Below are 24,432 nucleotides of genomic sequence, written 5' to 3'. Positions count from 1 at the left end.
CAAAGTATAAAATCTTAAACATTAGGTTTAAATGATTTAAACAAAGATTTTAAATTAAAAGATAAACATCACAAAAAACATAAAATACTGATAGTAAACGCCTTAAAAAAACATTAAATTTTAATGTAAATTATGTTTTGTAAAATACCGGGTTTTACTACCTTTGTGCAGGGCAAGTCTTCTACGATCAGCTCCTTTTGAACTCCCCCAGGTTGGGAACAAAGCAAGGGTAGAAGGTTGTAGCGATGCGATAGAAGTTGCTTGCCCTTTTTTTACCCCTTATACCCCCTCCGATACTATCGGAGTAAACTCTGAAAGGGGAATATAAATCATCAGGGTTTTGTTCTAAAAACCTTATATTAAAAATAACCATGAAATTTTTTATCGACACTGCTAATCTGGATCAGATTAAAGAAGCACAAGATTTAGGCGTTTTAGACGGCGTAACCACCAACCCAAGCTTAATGGCTAAAGAAGGTATTACTGGCGACGAAAATGTAATTAATCATTATAAAGCAATTTGCGACATCGTAGATGACAATGTAAGTGCAGAAGTAATTGCTACAGATTACGAAGGAATTATAAAAGAAGGCGAGGCTTTAGCGGCGCTTAACCCTAAAATTGTGGTTAAGGTACCTATGATTAAGGAAGGTTTAAAAGCTATTAAATATTTTAGTAGCAAAGGAATTAGAACCAACTGTACATTGATTTTCTCTCCTGCTCAGGCATTATTGGCCGCAAAAGCTGGTGCTACTTACGTATCTCCGTTTTTAGGCAGGTTAGATGACATCTCTACTGACGGCTTAACTCTAATTGAAGACATCCGTTTAATTTTTGACAACTACGGCTACGAAACTCAAATTTTAGCAGCTTCTATTCGCGGGCCGTTACACATTGTGGCTTGTGCTAAAATTGGCGCTGACGTAATTACAGCTCCACTTTCGGCAATTACCGGCTTATTGAAACACCCACTAACAGATACTGGCTTAGCTACTTTCTTGGCAGACCATGCTAAAGCAGCAGGAAAATAAATTTCTAAAATAGAATTGAATTGCAAAAGCCCTTAATTTTAACAAATTAAGGGCTTTTCCTATAAATAATCAATTTATTAGCGCAAAAAAAACATCCGCCAATTGTTGACGGATGCTCTCAATTTATGAAGGAAATATCTTAGCTTACCTTAACATTAACTGCATTTAGGCCTTTTTTGCCTTGCTCTACATCATAGCTTACCGAATCATTCTCACGAATTTCATCAATTAAACCTGATACGTGTACAAAAATCTCAGCATCGCCATTAGATGGTACGATAAATCCGAAACCTTTTGTTACGTTGAAAAATTTTACTGTTCCTTGTTGCATTGTACTTAATTTTAATAAAGAACAAACATAAATATAAATTATTGAAAATCAGCTTATTTTAAAAAATAAATAAATTTAAACTGTAATAAGATAAATTTATTTTCTAAAAAACAAGGAGTTAAATTATGAAAAACTAAGCTTAAACCTGTTTAAACGCATAAAAGCAGAGTTAGAGCCTGTTTAAAATTTATCTAATAATTTTTTTATGCTTCTTTTTGGCTGCAACCTCGTTATGTTTTTTTGAGGTAGAAACCCAGCTATCTCTTCAAAAACAAGCCTTGTTTCGCTCAGAAATAAGCGATAAACATTTTCATGAAATAAATTTAAACAGGCTCTTAATAAACATACTATATTTCAAAGGTTTTTCCTTCTATAGCGAGTTGAGTGTTTTCGAAACCGTTTTTAGCTTCGTCTAATAAAGCCTCTAAAGTTTTATATCTGGAAGAAAAATGGCCAATCAATAATTTCTTAACGCCTACTTTTTTGGCAATTTCTGCTGCTTGCTGCGCAGTGGTATGATGCGTTTCGTTGGCCCTATCTAGCATTTCGTGCAAAAAGGTAGCTTCGTGATACAAAGTATCTGCTTTTTCAATTTGCCCAAAATAACTTTCGTCGTACATGGTATCAGAACAGTAGCAATACACCTTGGGCACAGCAGAGTCGGTAGTGTAATCTAAATAATTAATGTGTCTACCATCGGGCAAATCTATATCCAGACCGCGTTTAAGCATCGGATAATACGTTACAGGAACCGCATCTTGCTCTAATTTCTCTACAACGAGCTTCCTTAAGCGTTTCTTTTCAGTAAATTTAAAACCCGTACACGGAATGCGATGGTTCAATACAATGGTTTCCACAGAAACATCATTATTTTTAAATATAACTTCAGATTTAGTGGCATCAATTGGATGGAAATCAATTTCGTAACGCAAACGCGTATCCGAATGCAGAAATTGTAAATCTATAATTTCTTTAAGTGCAGGTGGTGCAAAAAGCTGTAAAGGTTTGGTGCGCCCGTTTAAATGTAAACTCGAAAGCAGGCCTACCAAGCCAAAAAAATGATCGCCATGCAAATGACTGATGAAAATGTAATCTATCTTAGCAGCCTTAAACCCGTACTTAATTAGTTGCTGCTGAGTACCCTCGCCACAATCAATTAAGTAATGGCGCTCGTTACAGTTAAGTAATTGCGCCGTTGGATTTCTGTTATAAACTGGTGTTGCAGATGCGCTACCGAGTATCGTTACTTCAAATTTCATTCAGTATAATTATCCTTTGTCTACTCCACCGCGAAGTTCTTTTTCAATCTCTTCCATAAAAATCAAATCTGTAGCTTCGTCTAGTTTATTAACAAACGTAACAGATTGATGAAGGTTTGACATTTGGATAATTTGGGCAATACTTTTATTAACGCAACATACTATAAAAATACCATCAGCGGCTTTACATAGCCTATCTCCAGCCAGTAACGCACTCAAATCTTGTGCATCATTACACTCTTTAACTGCCGATAAATCTAATACGATATTACGGTAACCTTCTGTATTTAAGAGTACAAACTCTGATTTTAGTGCTGGCGCATTATCATTAGTGAATTTCGGCTCTTCTAATTTCAACACTACATATTTCTCGTGCTTATCTACACTAAATTTCATATTTTTCTGTTTTTTGGTTAACTGATGTCTATTGTTGAATTGTTTTATTGTTAAATTGTTGCATTGAAAATTGCCTATTAAAGAGTTGCCAACATTCAACTGCCTACATCTAACTGAAAACTGTCAACTGTTTTACTGCAACAATTGCTCTACAGCAGCCTTGGTATTTTCCTCTATCCTACTTAAAATATTTTCTGAAGGATTTTTAATAAATTTCTCTCCAGTAATTTGCTCGTAAAGCTCAATATAACGATCTGAAATGGATTCTACAATTTCTTCGGTCATTATTGGCACTACTTGCCCGTCTTTACCTTGAAAACCATTCTCGATTAACCACTTACGTACAAACTCTTTAGACAACTGTTTTTGAGGTTCATTTGAAGCTTGTCTTTCTGCATAACCTTCTGCATAAAAATAGCGTGACGAATCTGGCGTATGAATTTCATCGATCAGATAAATATCATCTCCCACTTTACCAAATTCATATTTTGTATCTACTAAAATTAAACCTCGCTCTGCGGCTATTTCGGTTCCACGTTGGTACAAAGCACGAGTATAAGCCTCCAGTTTCTCATAATCGGCCAAAGACACTATACCTTTTGCTAAAATATCTTCTCTAGAAATATCCTCATCATGGCCTACTGCTGCTTTTGTAGTTGGCGTAATAATTGGCTCAGGTAATTTATCGTTTTCTTTTAATCCCTCTGGCAAGGCAACCCCACAAACTTGGCGTTTACCCAAAGCATATTCGCGAGCAGCGTGGCCAGCTAAATATCCTCTAATTACCATCTCTACTTTAAAAGGTTCGCAGATGCGACCAATGGTTACCATTTCATCGGGCGTAGCCAAAACCCAATTAGGTACAATATCTTTTGTTGCCGATAAAAACTTAGCTGCAATTTGGTTTAATACTTGTCCTTTGTACGGGATGGCCTCTGGTAACACCACATCAAATGCCGAAATTCTATCGGTTACTACCATTGCCATTAACTGGTTATCAATAGTATACACATCGCGTACTTTACCTTTATAAAAACTACTTTGTTTTGGGAAAGTAAATTGGGTTTCTTTTACTGCTTTCATGAGGGGATAAAAATAATAAAAAGATATGAGTATTGAGATATGAGATGTGAGACTTAGGTTAAGCCTTGAGCCAATTTTTTAGAACTGTGCAAAGGAAACTAGCTTAGAAAAAAATCCGAAGACATACAAATTATTTCTTCGGATTTTAAATTACTTAGGTCGGTAAGTTTATTACTAATACCTGACCACTAATACCTGACCACTGATACCGTTTTGCCGCTTGGCGCAGTGGCGGATTTCGGATCACGAAACTGTCAGCCCAGCACAAAATTTGATGCGAGGTAGAATGTTCAATTAACCACTGAACCCTCCATTGAGCCAAAGGGCTGTTAGCGATTCGCCCTTCTAGCCTGTATGTTGTTTGTCCGCTCATTTGGTCTGTCGTGATGCGTTGGCCAGTGGCTCTTTTGCATTTTTTGATTGGCTTTGCCAGTTGGCAAAAATGCAAATGTACCACCAATGCGTTGGCATTTATTCTATTAATGATTTGAAATAACCATAGTCATTACTTATAACCAATTTCCTGTCAAGATATAAATTTGAAAGCTCGCAAGTTATTTCTGGTGTCAATGTACAGGAATGGCAAGCGGCTAAATTGAGTTGTCCAACGCCTTGTCCCTCGGATTCAAAACAAATTGGGTCGGAAGAACAATCAGTTGCTCTGAAAATTGCACTATTGATAATGTTATTCAGGTTTTCTAAATCGTTGCACAAATTTGAAAGTCCTCCTAAATAACCGTCTGTTCCATCAAAAGCGGAAATTAAAAAACCGTGCATTGTTTCACTTACAAATAATCTTTCAGATAGGGAAGATGCAGGATAGCCGCATACGTATTCTAATTCACGCATAAGCAAATGTGAAAGCGTATGAAGTAAAACTTTTCTTGGTGTTAAGGATTTTGCAATAATTTGGTACGATTTCCAATCTGCATTTTCTGCATTTGATTTTATCTTTTCAGTTCGTTCAATTATTTCTTGTTGTTGCTCCCATTGTTTTAATTTCTGTTCATCTAAAACAAATAAAATTCCTTCGCCATAACTTTCTAATGCAGGTAAAGTTTTTGTGTCAAAATTGTTTTTAGAAACGGATTGCCTTTGAACTGTGTATTCATAATCAGTTGAATTTTGCAAAATTGAATCTACATCAATCGGTTCGTTTCGGGTAAACGAAGTTTGAACGGTTGTTCGTTTTAGTTTATCAATTTTAACTAATTTGGAAAAACCGTTTATTTGTTCGCTACAATCAACTATACGTAACTTAATTTGCTTGTTGTCGGGTTGCTCTTTTTCTAAAAAGTATTTGTATTCGGTTTCTCTATAAATATTATCAGGAATGTATTTGATGTCACCTGTTTCCAAATACTGTTCAATAAGATCCTTGTCAATTTTTTTCTGAATACTTACTAATTGAACAATTTGTTCGGTTGTGAATTGACTGCTTTCAACCATATTATCAATATCAATTCTGATTTCCGTAGAAAGCGGATTTTGCATTTCGGGAATGTACAAACTACCTAATGAATTGGCATAATAAACACTATTGCTTGTTTTGAGTTTTACGTTTGTTTTAGCATTACATATTTCTTCGTGAAACTTGCCGTTATCGGGTTTTAACCAATACTTTTTACCTAGACAAGTTTGTTCAAAATTGAAAATACCTTTCAAGTTTGCTTTTTTCTTGCAGTTTTTACATTCAACCCAAATACCCGAAAGTTCCGTGTTCTCACGGCTTATTTTGTAAATCAAGTCTTGACTTTCACAACATTTTTTTGAAAAGTCTAATTGAGGACCGCTTGATTTTTCATTTGTGTTTTCGTTTTCTTCATCGTTTTGTTGGCTTCTGTCTGTCGGCAAACGATTATTCCAAAACTCCCAAGGCAAATCGTGAATATGCCCGTTACTGCAAGTCATCACAAAACGAATTTGCTCCAAATTATTTTCTTTGCAATCTTTATTACTGCATTTTGGCGGATTGAAAAAATCGATCTTTTTTCCCGAAGCCGTCCAACGTCTTTTCCATTCACTATAATTTGCAAATCGGTTGCAACGTGTACAGTAGAACCATTTCGGAAAATAACTCGCTTTTGGTCTTACGTTATGTAAAAACGAATCCCTGTCAGTTGGAATTGCAACCAAATGTTTCAAATTCGGAAAACGATTTTTTAATCGCTGTAATAAACGGTCGTCTTTTATGATGTAATGAGCCAACTTTTCGTTTAAATCGCCATAACCCCATTCATCAAAGGTTTCTATGATTATAGAATTATCGGTTGTTTCAATCAATGAACCTACACCGCCATAATTTGAAATATGTTTGCTTCTTCCGTGTTTTATTTTGTCGTTTGGCATATGTTCTAATACTGTTTGATTAAAATTTCAGCACTTGGCTCTACGCTTCGCATTGATTGCATTGCAGTTAGTGTCTCATCATCATTTTTCTTTTCCTGCATCGGTACAATCAAGGATTCTTTTGGGTGGTCTTTCCAAAAGTATTTCAACTCTTTTTGTGCTTCAATTTTGTATTTCCAATCTCTCAAAATGTCGTCTAGCTTTTCAGTAATCAATTGAATGTCATTTTGAGCGAATTGATGGTTTTGAAAAAGGGTAATTAAATTATTTCGCAATTCGTTTTTGACATTATCGTCAATCAAAGCATTTGCAGTTTCATTTGCTGTATATTTTGTTGTGTGTCTGAAATATGCAAGCACAAGCGTAAACAACATTTTATCCAAAGCATTTTCCGCAAATGGAGTTACGCTTAACGGTTCAACTTGCTTGTAAAAAGTTTTGTGGAATTGAACAAAATCTTCGTAGTACGATAAATCACGGCTATTGAAAGGGTCGTAAAGTGTGATGACCAATCCTTCGTTTTTCCTTGCTACACGACTACTTGCTTGGATGTACTCAGCTGTGTTTGGTGGCATTCCGTTCATTACCATTACGGCCAATCTACCAACATCAAGACCAACGCTTATCATATTGGTTGCCAAAACTAAATCGTAAGCCTTATGTTCTTTGATGTTTCCGTCAAATTCTCTTTCTAACAAGTCCAAATTCTTTTTGATTTTCTCATTCGGAATACGGCTTGTCAATTCAATGTTTCGGTAAGAAAGTTTGTTGTAATTGTTTGCTGAAATAAAATCATCGTTCAAATATCGAACTTGTAATTGCTTGATTATTGGTTTTAATTCAGAGTTGATTTTATTTGAAAAACGTCCGATTTCTTTCAAACTTTTGAAGTAGGAAAGTATCGTCCAAAAACTATCAGCTTCTTTTTTGTCTGTTGCGTTTTTCCAAATTTCTAATCTTGCAAAAAGCAATGAAGCCAAAAGTTGCAAGTTGGTTACAACGGTTGTTTTTCCTGTCGGCAAAAGCCCGATGTATTTACGTTTGCTTTCTTCAATAACTTTTGAGAAAAAAGTATCGTCTGCATTGGTTGCGTATTGTGGAAATACTCTGGCTTCTCGTCCGTACAAACCTTGAATTTGTTTGTCCACATTTTTTACGGTTGCAGTTGAAGCAATGATTTTGGGATTGTCGCAAAGTTTCAATAATGCATTTTCAAACAAGCCAACTAAACTTCCCAAAGTTCCATTCAATAAGTGCAACTCGTCTTGAATAATCAATTCGGGTTTTCTGTTTGTTCCGTTATTGAAAAATGATGTTGCATTGCCATTCCACGCAAGCTGTGCAAATTTATCTACTGTTGCAAAAAGAATGGTTGGTGGTTTGTTGTAAATATCTTCATCAATCAGTACAACAGGTAAACCTCCTTTGGTTTCTGAAAAATAACAGGCTTCATTCAAACAATAACTTTGCAAAGTTGTTTTTCCAACTCTGTGTCCGATTTGTAAAACTTTGTCGTCTTGTTTTAGTTTGGAAATGATTTTTGTATTGCACCATTGGCAATTTGATAGCTGAAAAGGATTTACAACGAAGTTGTCGCCTTTGTTTAGTTTTTCTTGTGCCTTTTTTAGTTTCGTTTCTGCATCTCGTCCATTATCCTTTTTTAGTTTATTGGGGATAGTTTGACCTCCAACCCAAAAACCGATTGAAACGGGCTTATCTCCTAAATCTTTGTAATGGGTTCGGATAAATTCACAAGCCAAAATCATTTTTGATGCCCGTTCAAACTGTTGTGCAGAAAGCAAACGTAATGTGTAACGAATGATAATATTTACTCCGTCATAACTGTCGGAATAATGTATTCTTCGCCAAAAAATCAAGAAAGCCGAAACTGCTAAATATGCCTCTGTTTTACCACCACCTGTCGGGAAATACAGTAAATCAATCAATTCTTTTTCTGTGCAATTTTCATCTACAAACGAAGCCAAACATTGCAGAATAAAAGCCAACTGAAACGGTCGCCATTCGGGTATTCTGCTTGACGGAAAATCTAAATCTTTGTAATCAGCAAAGTTGTGTTGCAACGCTTCGTTTCGTTCCCATACTTCAAAACCTTCTTTTTTCTTACTAAAATGTTGTGCGGTTTGGAACATTTGCAAATAAATTGCTGTGTTCGCCAACTGAAATGCACGCAAAGCGTTTTCGCTTTCTGAAAGTAATTTTATTCCATTGCTAATTCGATTGTAAATCTGCTCACATTTTACAATATTTTTCAAACCTAAATCATTTCCGTTTGCCGATTTTCGTTCTTCTTCAATCCAATTTTTATACGCTTTGGCTACTTGATTTAAGTTTGAAATAATGCTTGTTTTATCGGAATTATAAACAGAAAGTTTTTTGATGTTCAGTATATCGCCTTTGATTTTATCGGTTTCTGAACTTTGACTTTTTACATCGTATTCAGGCAAAAATGTTGATTGTATCCATTGCGGTGTATTGGGCGATTGTGCATTTTCCCAAGTACAAGCTGTATTGTGTCCAATGCCAAAAGCCAATTTGTCACGATACAGATAATCCAACATTCTATCTTCATCGGTTTTGTAAAGATGTGATTTGTAGTCTCGGAACGGTAATAATTTTTCGCTTTCAATTCTAATTTCCGTTTGAAAACAAGCTAACTGATTTACCTTTTCTTTTGAAAGCGAAAATTTATCTTTTGCAATCAATGATTTGTTTTCAATAACCGCTTTGATGTAATATTTATCTGCATAATTGGTATAAAGTTTTAAATGAAAGACAAGATTTTCTTTTATCTCTTTACTCCAATTTTCAGTATTTACGTTTGCTTGTTCCGATAACTTTAATTCAATATGCTGATTTTCGGCAGAAAGAATATCTGCAATGTTTATTTCAAATTCAATTTCGTTGTCGTTGCGTTTGTATTTATCCTTGAAAAATAGCTTTGAAATAGTTTTGTATAAAGCGTGGTCATAAGAAGTTGCTTTGGCAAATGCTCTTAAACCGTCTTGAAACGCTTGATATTCTACTGTTGTTTTTCCGTCTTTGGTACGTTGTAATTTTTTGGTTTGTGAAAGTGTTTTCTTTTCTTCATCATAACTCACAACGCCATTCAAACCGTGTTCGCTCAATAAACTTATACCCTCTCCGCTATAAGGAACTTTAATTTCTTCGGGCTTTGCTTTGGTATAATTCCCGAAACGAACAATCGCTTTAAATTTTTTGCAAGTATTTTCAACTGCAAACGTAATTCCAAAATGAGAAGGAAAAAATGTGTTTGATGTATATTTGGGTTGCGTATCGGTTTTATCTGTTTCGTCCTCGTCTTCTTCAAAAACTTCTTTCGGTTTGTTTAATTCTTCAACAGCATCAGAATTTAAATCGGTTATATCGTCCGCATCTTCATCTTTCATTTGGTCTTCGCCATTATCACCTGCATTTGGTTGTAACTGTTTTGGAAACAAAATGCCCGAAAAATAGCGTTGCAAAGGTTTTCCCTCAATGATTTCATCGCTAAAATCTTCCTTGCATTGAAAAACATCAGAACCTGCACCGATAATTTCTTTTCTGACACGCTCAATAACTATATCTCTATTTTCTTTTACGCTCATAATTCAATTTGTTCTAAAATATTTTCTTCTAATGCTTCAACATTATCGCTAATAATTTCTTTACTGATAACGGTGTGTTTTGGCATATTTTCATTAACGAAAGATTGTAAAGTGATTGCTGTTAAGTTTCTTTTTTGAAGTATTTCGCCAACTTTTTGTTCTTTCAAAAACAAACGTAATTCTTGTTTCAAACCACGACCAAGTACAATCATTGTACTATTGTAAGTGGTTTTTGATTTGAGAATTGGTTTTAAAATGGTGTCAATTTCGCTATCTGATTTGTCTTGATAATACAATTTGAAAATCGCTCTCAAATCATTTTTGTACATCGGGAATTTTCGAAAACCTTTGCCATAAGATGCCAACGTATTTGGCAAAACTTTCAATCCCTTTTCTTTCAGTTTTTGGTAAAGTGCATCATCGCCTAATTTATTCCGCAATTCGTTTATGAGTTGTTTCCAAAAATTGGCGTGTTCTTCTACTTTTCCGAAAATATCGGGTTCAGTTTCAACGGCAACTTGATACAAGTTTTCCGCTAATTGTTCTTTTGGGTAAATTCTGATTTTATCGCCAATTTTTATTTTGTAAGACTTCATCAAATCGCCTTTGTAAGTAAAAACGGTGTCGCTACTTTCCAAAAACAATTCTGTAATGTCTGATTTTACTTTGTAAATTAGTTTATCTTCAATGTCATTCAGTAATAAATCACTTTCATTTTTGTAGCCGTCATAAGTTCTGTTGCTCATTTCGTCCAATCGGGAAACAATACCATTTATCGTAGAACTTATGTCTGTGACATTATCTCGCATTTCCTTGTATTCAATTCCACAAATAGCCAAACGGTCTTCTGATTTTATTTCCGCTTCAATTAGTTTTTTTCTCCGGTCGAGAAATTTATGATACAAGTTTTTTTCCTGCTTGTAAACAACCAATCTGACTTCATTATTTAGGTTGTAGAGATAATCAAAATCTTTTTGTCCGTTGAACGAATGAAAAACCAAAATTTGGTTTTGTATGTTCGCTTTTTTTAAGGCAGAAAAAGAGATGGTTTCTACTTTTCTATTTCTGATGTTTTTGGTTGCAAAGTCTAAATCATTGTTGTCAAAAACAGCAATAATTTTTTTGTCCGTTTCAATTTTCAAAAAATCAAATAAGGCTTTTTGTTTCGGTAAGTTTTCTTTGAGATAATTAAGAATTGTATGCAATTCAGCTTTGGGGTCATTATCGTTCAAATATTCAAGCGAATAGCCACCTGCATTTTCCAAAGCATTTTCCAATTCTCTATTTATGCCAACTCGTTCAATTAGGTTTTCTATCGTTTCTTGTTGAATTGCATTTAATGCAATTCTCAAAATGCTTCCGTAAGATTTTAACTCAATGCCAAATTTTGAATTTACATATACAACTTTCTCGTCAAGTTTATTGATGAGTTCGTCTATTTCATTGCTTGGTATGTTTCTGAAGTTAATCATAAGGCGTTTACGATCTCAATTTCTTCTTTAAACCAATTCCAACAAGGGATTGATTGGCTTTTTATGAGTTTAGATAATTCACTATTGGAAACGATTATAAGGTTAAAACCAAATCGGCTTTGGTCTGAAATCATTTGTTCAATTTTTTCAGCTTCGGTGTCAAAAACAACAATGGTTTTAACCTTTTCATTTCTAGAAAGAATGGTTGAATAACAAACTTCGTATTTGGGTGTAAAGTAAGCTAAGCAATCCTGCAACGCAGGAATTGAGCGTGTTTCAGTAGCGTTGTTTTCTTCTCGTGGATTTGGCAAATAAGCACAAGGAATTTTGTTTTTGTCAGGCAAGCCGTTCCAAAGTGGTTTCTTGGCAATAAAAACAGTTTTCTTTTCAAAATTCGTTGGTGTAAATTCTAGTTTCAAATCACCATTTAATTTTGCGAAAAAATCCGTGTATCCTTTTAATGTATTTTGCCTTGTACCTTGTTCTATCGGAATAAACTTTTTAACTAAGTCGTCATATTTCAAACTTAATTGAGCTTTGTTTTTGGTGTGTTCAAGTAAGAATGTATCGTTAATAATATTTTTTATTATGTAGTCATGTCTTTTGCCGTCTGCATATTTTCTTTTGTCTCTCAATTTATTTCCTTTTACCAATGTCGGTAAGTCATAATGATTTCGATAAATATCATTTGCGAATTCAAGAAATAGTATTTTGCCTACCTCAAAGACTGTTTGTTTGGAACTTTGAAAGTTGAAATGTATAGGTTTGTTTTGGCTGTAATGTTCTAAAATTAGTTTCGTTGTCAGACACGAAGCATTATCATTAAAAACACCAAGAGTATTGGTGCTTTCAAGATTCTCCCAAAGTTTTTGATAATACTCTTTATTTAAAATCATAGTTGGTTAGTAGTTGTGCGGTTGGAGCAAAAGCAAATGTGATACAAAGCATGGGCTTTGTGCGGTGGGTTGCAGCTCTTTTGATTTTGCCGAAGCGTTGGGTTGTTGTCTGTCATTTTGTTCTGTCGTTGAATGTTTGCACTGTCGTTTTGATAGGGGCGACCACTAACACCTGACCACTAACACCTGACCACTAATACCTGACCACTGATACCTAGCCCCTTTACTGAATATCTCCGTAAGCTTTTAAGATTTGTTTCACTAACTTATGACGCACTACGTCTTCGCCAGTTAGGTAAATGATATCGATACCTTTAATATCGCCCAAAATACGAAGTGCGTTATGCAAACCAGACTGTGCCTTTTTTGGCAAATCAATCTGGGTAACATCGCTGGTTACAATGAATTTTGCTGTTGGCCCCATGCGTGTCAAGAACATCTTCAATTGCAAATCGGTAGAGTTTTGTGCTTCATCTAAAATCACAAAACAATTATCTAAGGTACGGCCACGCATAAATGCCAATGGAGCCACTTCGATAGTTCTATTTTCTAGGTAAAGTTTTAACTTATCTGGTGGTATCATATCCTCCAAAGCATCATACAAAGGCCTTAAATAAGGATCCACTTTTTCTTTTAAATCTCCCGGCAAGAAACCTAAACTTTCTCCAGCTTCTACCGCTGGCCGGGTTAGTATGATACGCTTAATCTCTTTGTTCTTTAACGCCCTAACGGCCAATGCTACGGCGGTATAGGTTTTTCCGGTTCCAGCTGGCCCAATGGCAAACAATACATCGTTTTTATTGATGCTATCAACCATTTTACGTTGGTTAGCCGTTCGGGCTTTAATCATTAAGCCGTGGTTGCCGTACACAATTACTTCGCCACTACCCACAGGTGCACTTGCTTGGCTTTCTTCAGATGGGGCTGAACCTGTTTTTTTTGATCCCAAAATGGCATCAACATCATTATGGGTTAAGGTACCAAATTTATCCAAATGAGCCACCAATGTGTTTATTTTTTGTTCAAAGCTCTTTAGCTCAGCTTCGTCGCCTAAAGCCTTAACCTCGTTACCTCTCGCTACAATTTTAAGCTTCGGGAAAGCGGCCTTAATTTGCTCGTAGTGCTCGTTGTTAGCGCCCCAAAATTGAATTTGGTCGCTAGTCTCTATAATTAGTTTTATTTCGTTCAAAATATTGTTTTTTTAGTACTACGCCCTGTGTAATTCGATTTTAATTTGAATATTTGTAGGCTATTTGCCTATACGCAAGAATAAGCATAAATATTTAATTTTTAATGGCGATTATAACATTAACGACAGATTTGGGCTCGAAGGATTTCTATCAGGCTGCTTTAAAGGGCAGTATCCTGAGTATTCTACCAAATGTGAACATTGTTGATGTAACCCACGAAGTACCCGCCTTTAATATTTCTTATGCAGCCTTTGTATTAAAGAACGCTTATACGTACTTTCCAAAAAACACAGTACACCTTATAGGCATAGATTCAGTTTTTAACGAAAACACTAAATATGTAGCGTTACGCTATAAAGACCACTACTTTGTTGGGGCAGATAATGGCATTTTTTCACTACTTTTTGATGATAGTCCAGACGAATTAGTAGAACTGAACATTATGCAAGATTTAAAGTTCTTGCATTTCCCTTTGGTTGATATTTTGGTAAAAGCTGCCGTGCATTTGGCCAAGGGAGGTAAGCTGAAAGAAATTGGCATACCTGCCGACGATATTGAGCAAAGAATGCTGTTACACCCCGTTATAGAAAGAGATATTATTAGAGGTAGCGTAATTTTTATAGATACTTTTAGCAATGTGATTACCAATATCACTAAAGATTTGTTTACCAAAGTACAACGCAACAGAGATTTTAGCTTGTATTTTAGAAAGAGCGAAACCATTACGCAATTGAGTTGGCATTACAACGAAGTGCCAGAAGGCGAAAAACTTTGTTTGTTTGGCATTAGTAACCATTTAGAGATTGCCATTAATAAAGGCAAAGCAAGCGGTTTATTAGGCTTACATTTGAACGACATTGTGAGGGTAGAGTTTCATCCGTAAAGCCCCAGCCAACCCTCCCCAGAGGAAAGGGCTATCAAAATCTATAAAAAAAGTTTCACTCATTTGTGGCAACTTTACAGGCACAAAATTTGTTGTATCGTTATCAAACATATAACAATGATTAGAATAGCCATTTTATTTAGCCTCTTAACAGGAAGTTTAATTAACGCAACTTTTGCACAAGATACGGTAGCTTACAACCTACAACGCAATAAAATCAATAGCATGTTGGCCGAAAGAAGTGCTCGTTTTGGCCAATACGAAGAAAGTTTAAATGCCAGGACAGGTATTTTCGGTTTCCAAACTAAGCGTGACATTAAAAACTCGAATGAAATTTTAAGACAAGTGGTTTTGCATGACAACAATATCTTTACTGAGCTTAAAGTGCTATTGGACTATAAAGATTTGCAGTTTCAGCAAGTAAAATCTAATGTAGACCATAGCCAAATGCGCATAGATAGCTACAAGAAAACCATTAGAGATTTGCAGGTTAAAAACGATGAATTACTGAACTACAACCAGAAAACTGACAAAAGCGCAGATTACCTACAACTTTTCTTGGCCTTATTTGTTATCTCTACCGCAGTTTGCATTTTTATCATTTACCGAAAAAACAAGATAATTAAATCTAAGGAGCCACAAAGTGGGATAAAAGTTTTGTAGCATGAAGACAGCATTTTTTAAGGTACTCGTAAAATTAAACAAAATAGTGATGCCTTCTTTACATAAAAAAGATCCGATGCAATTGAGCAATTTTCAGAAAGCAATTCTGGGTTTTAGGTATTGGGCTTTAACTAATTCGATGAAGTAAATTAGAATTCTGTTTATAGCGCTGTTATTTGTTTTACGACTTGCGCCAGGCCGGCGTAAAATATTGTGTCTTCATCTGATTTTCTGAAAAATCATAACAAGGTTGGTTTAAACTAAGCTAGTAAACAATTCTTTCATTCCTTCGGTAGCACTTTTTTCTATTTTAACCACATTACTTAAACCAGCCACTGGTGGTATTTTAGGGTCGATGATATACTTTGGCGTAGCATGAGGAACATAATCAATTAATCCCGCAGCGGGATAAACAGCTAAAGAAGTTCCAATCAAAATGAAGCAATCTGCTTGTGCACAAATTACTGCAGCTTTCTCAATCATGGGTACAGCTTCGCCAAACCAAACTACGTGCGGCCGCAATTGAGAACCTAGTTCGCACAACTCTCCCATCTTAATTTCATCCCCCTTGATGGGGTAAACTAAAGCAGCACGTTTAGACGATTGCGCCAAAGTAATAACACCATGTAAGTGAATTACATTAGTAGAACCTGCTCGCTCATGCAAATCGTCTATGTTTTGGGTTACAATGGCTACATCAAATTGATTTTCTAATTGAGCTAAAGCGAAATGAGCCTCGTTAGGTTGTGCCGTTAACACCTGCTTACGGCGTTCGTTGTAAAAACGCTGCACCAACTCCGGATTTCGATGCCAAGCTTCGGGCGTGGCTACATCCATTACATTGTAACCTTCCCACAAACCATCGGCATCTCTAAAGGTTTTCAAGCCGCTCTCTGCACTAATACCTGCGCCAGTGAGTACCACTAGTTTCTTTTTCATAGCAAATAAATGTAGTAATTAAACCCCAACAAGCGATTGCTCAAAGAGGTTGAAAAACCGCTGTTGCAACGCTTGGTTAGGTTTAAAAATTTCTGGATGAAACATACACGACAAGGCTTGTATACCTTGCACCAAAGTACCTACACTAGGCTGAGTGAACATATCGAAATCTGCTACGAAAACCTGTTTATTTCTTACTGCCAACAACTGTTTCCATTCTGGCTTTTCGGTAAGTAGAAAAAGTTCTTCTAAGGTTCGTTCTTTACTGAAACCACAGGGGGCAATTACAAGTATCTCGGGATCGTATTTTACGATTTTCTGCCAATCGGTTACAATGCTATCTCCTGCCGGATTAGATAACATATCTACGCCACCGGCCTGTGCGATTTGGAAAGGTATCCAATGGCCACAATTGTAAATGGGTTCGATCCATTCCATCAGCATCACTCGTTTTAAAGGTGCGCCATGTACGCGTAGCTGTTGTAAAATATCATCTATAATTGCCTTTTGTGATGCCAGATAATTCAATGCTTTTGTCTCCTCGCCAAGTACTTTCCCAATCGTATAAGCTGCATCAAAAACATCGTTTAGGTTATTGGGAGATAGTGGTACCAATTGTGGTTGCTTACTCAGTTTGGCTACCGCAGCAGAGGTACATTCGGTATCTATGTTGCAAACTTCACAAATATCTTGGGTAAAAATAATATCTGCTTCAATTTGCTCTAAAAGTTCTTGTTCTACCCAATACAAACTCTTGCCTTGGCGTTTATACGACGAAAAAATTTGATCTATCTCTGCACTACTGTAATTTTTACCTTCGAAAATACAGCGTACAATTTTTGGTAATGAATGCGCTACCGTTGGACACTCGAAAGTGATGCCGTGCAAGTAACTTTCTAAACCCATTTCGTACATCATTTGTGTAGCAGCAGGCAAAAAAGAGACAACTTTCATTGGTTTTTATTTTTAAATTCAAAAAAAAAGGTCTGCATATTTTGCAAACCTATATGTATGTTAACCCATTTGCGAGCGTAAAAATTACGCAGACAACATTTCTTTACGTTGAAGCGCAGGATATTTCACTTTTAAAAGCTGAAAACTTCCAAACATTACCCCTCCATAAATTACCGTACCGGCTAAAAACCTCAATTCAAACGGGATAGCTAACACCAAACAGTTCCAATAACCGCCAATATCTTGCGTAAATGAAGGATTGCCGTACCATACGCCAATGTCGGAAACTAACCAATGTACCACTGTAACTGCAATGGCGGCAATAGTTCCGTTAGCTAAAGTGATGTTTTTTAGCAAGTACTTTCCTACTAATACCATTAAAATAATAGCTGCATAAGTCCAATACCAGCCATCGTACAAAAAGCCATCGCTGTAACTTTTATAAATAGTGTTGGCAAACAAAATATCTGTAATTAAAAGACTTAAAACTGGAAATGAAAATGCTTTTACATTACTAGAAAAATAGGCTCCTCCAAATAGCGCTACCGCACCTACCGATGAGAAATTAGCAAAGCTAAGTGCCTCCGTATTGAAAACAATTAACACACGCATCAGCATAATTGCCAAAATAACAACCATTAAAACTAAAGTGCGTGGATTAAATTTGATATGTGACATAATTATTTTTTTGGTAAATATAAGAAACACTTTAAAATTCTCTAAATTTATACAACCACCTAGACCAAACTCTTTAAAAAACAACGATCTAAGTGGTTGCAAAGCAATTTTAATATATGTTAAACCTTACACCAGCATTAACATTAAAACCTTGGCTATTGTAACCATAGATCTCGTTATATTTCTCGTTTAAAATATTTTGGGTATCTACAAATAGTTTTACCCTCGATTTAGCTAAGCTATATTCTGCATAGGCATTTAACAATTTGTACGAAGGCAAGTTAACTACCGCAGCCGGATAGCTGTTAAAATCGCCATCGGTACGGCTACCAACAAAGCGGTAATTTAAACTTACAAATAAATCTTTAGTAGCTTGTAAACCAGCTGTAGCACCATAAGTATGCTTAGGGCGACGGAAAAGATAATCTGCCACTGCGTTATCTACGAAATTATACTCATCACCTTCGGTATAGCTATAAAAACCATTTAAGCTAAAAGCACCCAACTTAACTGCTGGCTCAATTTCGAAACCTTTAGTTTTTTGACTGATTTGATTTTCATAGCCTTGTGGATAGTTGTAGATAATGGCACCAGTTAAATTACGTTTGTAAGCTGCACCGCGTAACTTGTATTTTCCATCTGCAAAGTTAAACTCTACTCCGGCTTCGTAATTTTCAGATTTCTCTGGCTTTAAATTTAAGTTAGCACCAAAAGTACCAAACAGCATAGTTAAGGTAGGAATTTTAAATCCGGTAGAGATATTTCCGAACAATTTTACTTGCTTTACCAAATTGATACTTGGCGTAATGGTGTAAGTCCAATTTTCTCCGTATTGCTCGTGTTTATTGTAACGGCCACCAACCTCTAAATTAAATATACTTAAATCATGTAAAAACAATGAACCGTAGCCTGCAAGAATATTGGTTTTTGGACTTCCTGCGGCGCTTGGCAACTTCATATCGCGATGGTCTACGCCTAACAAAAGATCAAGCTTTTTACCTAATTGTTGATTATAGTAAACATCCAAGAAATTTACTTGACCTTCTAACAATGCTGGATAAGCAGAATGTACATCGTTACTGGTTTTTTGATGACTGTAATTTAAAGTTACCTTGCCTTTACCCAGCAAATAAACAGCATTTGTACCTACAGCAATGTTTTTCAAAATAGAATAATTTGCGGCATCGGTAAAGGGACCATCATCGTAATTATAGGTTCCTGTATTGTACCTTACAAACGGATTGATTGAAAAATTATCGTTGAACTTAAAACCAAATTTTGCATTTACGCCATCTGTTTTCAAGCCATCTTTATCAAACGCAGTGGTGTTACCTACCGGATTTACAGCTTCAGAAATACCATCGCTTTTTACGTGCGTATAACTGATGTTGTAATCGAAATTACTCACATTCCCTTGTAAGCCAATGGTTCCTTTGTAAGTTTCGTAACTTCCGGCGCTAGCCACACCATAAACATTTAAGGGCTGCTTAGCACCTTTTTTAGTGATGATGTTGATGACGCCACCAACGGCATCAGAACCGTAAATGGTAGATTGCCCGCCACGTAAAATCTCGATACGCTCAATCTGGTCGATAGGCAGTAAACGCAAATCGAAAGCACCACCATTGCCCGAAGGATCGTTTTGCACAATGCCATCAATTAACACGATGGCATAAGCACTGCCAGCACCTCTAAAAAACACCGATTTGTTGGCTGCGTAATTACTGGTTGCGCCAGTTACGGTAATTCCCGCTTGTTCTGCAAGCAATTGTGGCAAAGTTTTGCCAAGGCTTTTGTCTAACACTTCTGGACCAAGAATAGTGGCTACCTTACCAGTTTGCGATTGTTTTTGATTGTTTTTTGTAGATGTAATGACCACATCTTTTAGCGTAGTTACGCTGTCTGTAGGCTTTGTTTGTGCCAAAACCACCGATTGTGCAAACCCTAGGCCTGCAAGCAATGCAATTTTTTTCTTCATGCTGTTTTTGTGACTTTTAGATCACAGCCAACAGTTTTACCAGGAAATGGTACGTAAATAAGTGTACATCATTCCAAGCTTCAATCCCCGAAAGCTATGAATATTATTATGCTAAAGGCAGGTCTTCTGACTTACTCCCCGTTTACCGCCTTCCCTCCTAAAATTTAGAAAGTGGCTTAGAATGGCAAACAGTTATAGAGCTTACAGCTGCGGGACAGTTACGGATTTACACCGTATTCCCTTTTAATTCCGAAGCGTTACCTACGGAAACCAAAAGCGGGGCAAAGATAGGTAATTTTGGTTAATTGTTTAACTGTTTTTTGGTTAATTGTTAACTCGTTCGTTTGTTCAATTGCTCATTGGTTCATTTGTTCAATTGCTCATTGGTTCATTTGTTAATGTATGGTGTCAATACTCAGGTATAAGTAGTTAGCTTAATCGTTCATTTGATTATTGGATATTGATTATTGGTCATTAATTATTGGTCATTGATTATTGGTATTTTGATTATTGATTATTGGACATTGATTATTCTTCATCGGTTCCTATCTTTACCCAATGCGAAAAGTTATTACCTGTTTTTTATTACTAATTAGTACCATTGCTATGGCTCAAGAAACCGACACTACATTTTTAAAAAAGCTGTTAGAAAGCAGGCCCGAATTATTTTCTGGCGTACTTAATCATCCCAATAAAAATGAAGTGCAAGTAATGTACACCCAAGTAAACCGAGATCAGAACAATAAACCGAGCTTCAAAACCTTTAGTTACCGCATTAACCCACAACGCTATTTCTATCCTGCAAGCACGGTAAAATTGGCTGCCGTAATTTTCGCTTTAGAGAAAGTTAACGAATTAAAAATCCCAGGCTTAACGGCCTACAGCACCATGATTACCGATACAGCCTTTAAAGGGCAAACTGCGGTAAATGAAGATAAAAGTGCAGCAAACGGCAAACCTACCTTAGCGCATTACATTAAAAAATGCTTACTCCTAACTAGCGATAATGATGCATACAATCGCTTGTTCGAGTTTGTGGGCAGAGCAGAGATGAACGCCAAACTGAAAAAATACGGCCTTACTGAAAGCAGGATCTTAAATCGTTTGGCCATAGGCGATGGCGGCGAAAGTGAAAAGAACACCAATCCTATCCGGTTTTATAACGGCAAAGAGCTGGTTTACAGCCAAGCTGCGCAATACGATCCGAAAAACTATCCCTTGCAATTAACCAACCTTATTGTTGGCATAGGTTATATAGATAGCAAGGAACAGTTAGTAAATAAACCTTATAGTTTTGAAAACAAAAATGTGTTTACCATTAAAGACCAACAATCTTTAATGAAACGTTTAATGATGCCCGAAGCTTATATTGCCAATGAACGCTTTAATCTTAAACCTAAGGATTATAAGCTCATTTACACTTACATGAGTAAGCTGCCTACAGAAAGCGATTATCCAAAATACGATGAAAAAGAGTTTTGGCCAACCTACGCCAAAATGCTTTTCTATGGAAGAGAGAAAAATGCAATTATAGACCCCAACATACGTATCTTTAACAAATATGGCGATAGCTATGGCTTCATTATCGATAACGCTTATATCGTAGATTTTAAGAATAAGGTAGAGTTTTTTCTAACTGCTGTAGTACAAAGTAATGAAGATGGCATTTATAACGATGGCAAATATGAGTACGAAACGGTTTGCTATCCTTTTATGAAGAATTTAGGCCAAATGATTTACGAATACGAGTTACAACGTAAAAAAATGCCCAAACCTAATTTGAACAGGTATATAATGAATTACCAATAAAGTTAAATTAATTAATTAACGAAGTCACAAATTCAATAAACAGCTAGCTTTTACCTTGAACAAATTGAACTATTGCTAAAAATTTATCGGCAACAAATCAAAAAAATAACTGCAAAACCATTGCTTTAAGGAGCAATGGTTTCAATTTTATCCCGCTCATCATCTCCCTCGTTATTTTCCGTACTTTTTTCGCTTGCTATATTTTCGTCATTGTCTGTTTCTTCTTGTTCATTTTTAGCTTGTGACATGTACTCTTCAGTTTCTGTTGATTTTACATTAACTTCTTCCATTTCATCTTTTGCTTCTTCGCTATCGCTCGCACTACCAACCTTTTCTTCGGCATTTTCATCAGCCACAGGAGCTTTTGGTAAAGATTGATGTGTATCAGGCGTAACGGTTTCTATGGTTAACTGTACCTCTTCCGTTGGTTCGGGATGCTTACTTTCAGACATTTTTGTGTCGTTATGGTAGTTTTGCTTATTTTCTTCCATGGTTATCGAATTTTAAGTATTTATACAATAGCATAAACACCAAAATTGTTTTCACAGGTTTAAAATTAGCTGATCTAAACGTTTTAACTTTAAGACAAGGAAATTTATGATCCTAAAAAAATTAATCGAATGAAAAACATCCCTCCTTACAACGACTAGAAAGAAATTAAAATCAAACTATTTTTAATTAATTACTTCTTATTAAAATTCATTTTAATCTACAAAAACCTAACAATTAGCTCAAAAATGGCAATTTACAGATCATTTTTATTAAATTTGGCAGGAAGCCAACTTGAGTGCTAATTGGCAGAATGTAATGAAACAAAGAACCAAATTTAACTTTCAGCATAGCCATACCATCTCATTTGTCATTACAATAAGCTTGTTTTTCTGTAGTTTCGTTAAAGCACAACATATCAATTCTTTCAGCCTCAACAACCTTGGTAATCAACTTATTTATTTAGAAGACAAAACTGCCAATTTAACCATAGAAAAGGTACAAAAATTGGATGATCAGGTTTTTGAAAAAGGTAAAAAGCAAATTCTGAATTTTGGGAACACTTCGTCGGCTTGGTGGGTAAAGATCAATTACGTTTCTAAACAGCAACAACCGTTAAATTTATTGATAGATGCGCCCAATATAGAGCAAATTACAGTTTACACTACAGATACCAACGGGAGACGTGTAGAAATACATACTGGAAGCCTTGCTAAACGCCATCCGGATGTAATTATCAGCAGTAGTTTCAATATCAAGCTACCTATTGCTAAGGCCAACGAACAGCGAACTATCTACCTAAGGCTAAAATCAAACAATATTTTATTAGCCCCTGTAAAATTGGCAACCAATGAAGATATATTGAATAGACCTTCTATACGAGGCGGACTAGAATACATTTACATTGGATTATTAATTGGACTGCTATTATTTAACCTTTTTCTATTTCTAAGCACCAAAGACATTACCTATCTCTATTATGTATTATATGTGTTTTTTCTTTCGGGATACATATTACTGTATTTGAGAGGCTACGCTTTTATGTTTGGCGATACCTTTAGGATCTTTTTAAATAGCTACCCTCACATGTTTATGGGGCTTTCACTTGTTTCGCTACTAACCTTTAGTTACAGGTTTTTACATTTAAAACAAAAGGCACCAAAATCTAAGAAGCTATTTTATTTTATGGGCAGTTTTGGCTTGCTCTTATTTTTTTCAAGCATTTTTGGGTTTAAGGCTATCTCGTCTACAATAACGCAACAATTATCGTTTATAACTGTGTTAATGGTTTGGTCTGCTGGCGTAGTTGCCTATCGTAGAGGACATAAACCTGCAAAATACTTTATTATAGCGTGGTCGCTCATTTTGTTGTCTACCATTATAGTTACTTTTAGTTTAGGAGGCATAATGGTACAAAATGATTTTACGATACAACTTGTGCCAGTAAGCGTAATTATCGAACTTTTGTTGCTGTCTTTTGCATTGGGAGATAGGTACAAAGTGATTATACAAGCCGAAAAAAAACTACGCGACGAGAATTTGCTACTTGTTAAAACACAAAACCAAAGGCTAGAAGAAAGTGTAAATGAGCGTACAATACAGCTTAGCAACACTATCATCGAACTAGAAGAATCTAATGCAGTAAGAAATAAGCTTTTCTCTATTATTGCCCACGACCTAAAAAGCCCGCTCAGTAGCCTAACAAATATACTATCCTTATACAACATGCAGGCATTAAGTACAGAAGAGTTAAGGATGCTGCTTGCTGAGAACAAAAAAACAATCGAATCAATCAACAATACGCTGAACAACCTTTTACACTGGGCAAAGGGACAAATGGATGGTACGGTAACAGAGCCTACCTACTTCAGCTTAACTAAAATGTTAGAAGAACAGCTTTTATTATATGCACCCTTAATTAAGAAGAAAAACATTGAGGTAATATTGGATATGATAGATCAAAGCGAGGTAATTGCAGATCAAAACCAAATTAACCTAGTTATTCGTAACCTTATTGATAATGCAATTAAGTTTACACCAATTGGCGGCAAAATCAAATTTGAAATTAAAGCGGCAAACGAGGGAACAAAATTTACCATAGAAAATGAACTTCAAGATGCCCACGCCGTAGTTATGGCTAATATGCAAGGCGGAAAAATTGCAAATTCTACATACGGTACCGCAAATGAGCGTGGTGTAGGGCTTGGATTATTATTATGCCACGAGTACATAAGCAATAACAATAGCGTACTAGAAACACATTTAGCAGGCAATAAAATAAGTTTTTCTTTTAAATTAAATGCTGCCAACTACAACATACAAACTCCTTTAGTTTAATTTGGTTTCAATGCTTTTCAATTCTCTACTAAGCGCTAAATCAAAACTTTTTATACATCACAAAAATTG

General features: G+C 35.7%; 20 protein-coding genes, 1 other RNA gene and 1 riboswitch. Of the genes, 7 read left to right on the top strand and 14 right to left on the bottom strand.

Going from position 1 to position 24,432, the window contains the following annotated elements; genetic code table 11:
- Window positions 1-170 precede the first annotated feature (170 nt).
- Window positions 171-270, top strand: an RNA gene (gene ffs / locus OVA16_RS13520) — signal recognition particle sRNA small type.
- 101 nt (window positions 271-371) lie between these two features.
- Window positions 372-1,031, top strand: a complete 660-nt coding sequence (gene fsa / locus OVA16_RS13515; protein WP_267760231.1) for a fructose-6-phosphate aldolase — start codon at window positions 372-374, stop codon at window positions 1,029-1,031.
- 139 nt (window positions 1,032-1,170) lie between these two features.
- Here fsa and OVA16_RS13510 read toward each other — a convergent pair whose 3' ends face one another.
- The 9 genes from OVA16_RS13510 to OVA16_RS13470 all read right to left on the bottom strand — a co-directional run bounded on the left by OVA16_RS13510 (window position 1,171) and on the right by OVA16_RS13470 (window position 13,632).
- Window positions 1,171-1,362: a cold-shock protein gene (locus OVA16_RS13510; protein WP_267760229.1), complete on the bottom strand. Its 192-nt coding sequence runs from the start codon at window positions 1,360-1,362 to the stop codon at window positions 1,171-1,173.
- 347 nt (window positions 1,363-1,709) lie between these two features.
- Window positions 1,710-2,621: a ribonuclease Z gene (locus tag OVA16_RS13505; protein ID WP_267760227.1), complete on the bottom strand. Its 912-nt coding sequence runs from the start codon at window positions 2,619-2,621 to the stop codon at window positions 1,710-1,712.
- A gap of 9 nt (window positions 2,622-2,630) precedes the next feature.
- Window positions 2,631-3,017 carry an STAS domain-containing protein gene (locus tag OVA16_RS13500; protein ID WP_267760225.1) on the bottom strand — a complete coding sequence of 129 codons (387 nt, stop codon included), beginning with the start codon at window positions 3,015-3,017 and terminating at the stop codon, window positions 2,631-2,633.
- Between the two features lie 132 nt (window positions 3,018-3,149).
- Window positions 3,150-4,100 (bottom strand): phosphoribosylaminoimidazolesuccinocarboxamide synthase, encoded by a 951-nt coding sequence (locus OVA16_RS13495; protein ID WP_267760223.1) that lies wholly within the window; start codon window positions 4,098-4,100, stop codon window positions 3,150-3,152.
- A gap of 471 nt (window positions 4,101-4,571) precedes the next feature.
- Entirely contained in the window at window positions 4,572-6,449 is a 1,878-nt protein-coding gene (drmB, locus tag OVA16_RS13490; RefSeq protein WP_267760221.1) for a DUF1998 domain-containing protein, read from the bottom strand.
- A 5-nt stretch (window positions 6,450-6,454) separates the two neighbouring features.
- Window positions 6,455-10,075 (bottom strand): helicase-related protein, encoded by a 3,621-nt coding sequence (locus OVA16_RS13485; protein ID WP_267760219.1) that lies wholly within the window; start codon window positions 10,073-10,075, stop codon window positions 6,455-6,457.
- Window positions 10,072-11,547, bottom strand: coding sequence for a hypothetical protein (locus tag OVA16_RS13480; protein ID WP_267760217.1), 1,476 nt, complete (start codon window positions 11,545-11,547; stop codon window positions 10,072-10,074). The genes OVA16_RS13485 and OVA16_RS13480 overlap by 4 nt, the downstream gene beginning before the upstream one ends.
- Window positions 11,544-12,443 (bottom strand): hypothetical protein, encoded by a 900-nt coding sequence (locus tag OVA16_RS13475; protein WP_267760215.1) that lies wholly within the window; start codon window positions 12,441-12,443, stop codon window positions 11,544-11,546. The genes OVA16_RS13480 and OVA16_RS13475 overlap by 4 nt, the downstream gene beginning before the upstream one ends.
- A 223-nt stretch (window positions 12,444-12,666) precedes the next feature.
- The gene (locus OVA16_RS13470; protein WP_267760213.1) at window positions 12,667-13,632 is read right to left on the bottom strand and encodes a PhoH family protein; all 966 of its coding nucleotides are present in this window, start codon (window positions 13,630-13,632) and stop codon (window positions 12,667-12,669) included.
- A 104-nt stretch (window positions 13,633-13,736) separates the two neighbouring features.
- Between OVA16_RS13470 and OVA16_RS13465 the strand changes: the two genes are divergently transcribed.
- The 3 genes from OVA16_RS13465 (at window position 13,737) to OVA16_RS13455 (ending at window position 15,327) form a co-directional block, all read left to right on the top strand.
- A complete protein-coding gene (locus OVA16_RS13465; RefSeq protein WP_267760211.1) occupies window positions 13,737-14,516 on the top strand; it encodes an SAM hydrolase/SAM-dependent halogenase family protein in 780 nt (259 codons plus the stop codon).
- 117 nt (window positions 14,517-14,633) lie between these two features.
- On the top strand, window positions 14,634-15,179 hold the full coding sequence (locus OVA16_RS13460) for a hypothetical protein (RefSeq protein ID WP_267760209.1): 546 nt from the start codon (window positions 14,634-14,636) through the stop codon (window positions 15,177-15,179).
- A 1-nt stretch (window position 15,180) separates the two neighbouring features.
- Window positions 15,181-15,327 carry a hypothetical protein gene (locus tag OVA16_RS13455; protein ID WP_267760207.1) on the top strand — a complete coding sequence of 49 codons (147 nt, stop codon included), beginning with the start codon at window positions 15,181-15,183 and terminating at the stop codon, window positions 15,325-15,327.
- A 107-nt stretch (window positions 15,328-15,434) separates the two neighbouring features.
- Here the strand turns inward: OVA16_RS13455 and OVA16_RS13450 are convergent, their stop codons facing one another.
- The 4 genes from OVA16_RS13450 to OVA16_RS13435 all read right to left on the bottom strand — a co-directional run bounded on the left by OVA16_RS13450 (window position 15,435) and on the right by OVA16_RS13435 (window position 19,728).
- Window positions 15,435-16,118: an SIR2 family NAD-dependent protein deacylase gene (locus tag OVA16_RS13450; RefSeq protein WP_267760205.1), complete on the bottom strand. Its 684-nt coding sequence runs from the start codon at window positions 16,116-16,118 to the stop codon at window positions 15,435-15,437.
- Between the two features lie 18 nt (window positions 16,119-16,136).
- Window positions 16,137-17,072: an ABC transporter substrate-binding protein gene (locus tag OVA16_RS13445; protein ID WP_267760203.1), complete on the bottom strand. Its 936-nt coding sequence runs from the start codon at window positions 17,070-17,072 to the stop codon at window positions 16,137-16,139.
- Window positions 17,073-17,156: 84 nt separating this feature from the next.
- The gene (locus OVA16_RS13440; RefSeq protein WP_267760201.1) at window positions 17,157-17,750 is read right to left on the bottom strand and encodes a DUF6580 family putative transport protein; all 594 of its coding nucleotides are present in this window, start codon (window positions 17,748-17,750) and stop codon (window positions 17,157-17,159) included.
- 109 nt (window positions 17,751-17,859) lie between these two features.
- The gene (locus tag OVA16_RS13435; protein ID WP_267760199.1) at window positions 17,860-19,728 is read right to left on the bottom strand and encodes a TonB-dependent receptor plug domain-containing protein; all 1,869 of its coding nucleotides are present in this window, start codon (window positions 19,726-19,728) and stop codon (window positions 17,860-17,862) included.
- Window positions 19,729-19,826: 98 nt separating this feature from the next.
- A riboswitch (cobalamin riboswitch) is annotated at window positions 19,827-20,018 on the bottom strand.
- Between the two features lie 268 nt (window positions 20,019-20,286).
- On the opposite strand from OVA16_RS13435, the gene OVA16_RS13430 reads away from it, so the two are divergent.
- Window positions 20,287-21,537 (top strand): serine hydrolase, encoded by a 1,251-nt coding sequence (locus OVA16_RS13430; protein WP_267760197.1) that lies wholly within the window; start codon window positions 20,287-20,289, stop codon window positions 21,535-21,537.
- A gap of 125 nt (window positions 21,538-21,662) precedes the next feature.
- On the opposite strand, the gene OVA16_RS13425 is transcribed toward OVA16_RS13430, so the two are convergent.
- Window positions 21,663-22,028 carry a hypothetical protein gene (locus OVA16_RS13425; RefSeq protein ID WP_267760195.1) on the bottom strand — a complete coding sequence of 122 codons (366 nt, stop codon included), beginning with the start codon at window positions 22,026-22,028 and terminating at the stop codon, window positions 21,663-21,665.
- A 316-nt stretch (window positions 22,029-22,344) separates the two neighbouring features.
- Here OVA16_RS13425 and OVA16_RS13420 point away from each other — a divergent pair, with 316 nt between their 5' ends.
- Window positions 22,345-24,363 carry a sensor histidine kinase gene (locus OVA16_RS13420; protein ID WP_267760193.1) on the top strand — a complete coding sequence of 673 codons (2,019 nt, stop codon included), beginning with the start codon at window positions 22,345-22,347 and terminating at the stop codon, window positions 24,361-24,363.
- The last annotated feature ends 69 nt before the right edge of the window (window positions 24,364-24,432 follow it).

It is taken from the genome of Pedobacter sp. SL55, from assembly GCF_026625705.1.
GTDB lineage: Bacteria > Bacteroidota > Bacteroidia > Sphingobacteriales > Sphingobacteriaceae > Pedobacter.
This window is presented reverse-complemented; position numbering and strand designations above follow the sequence as displayed.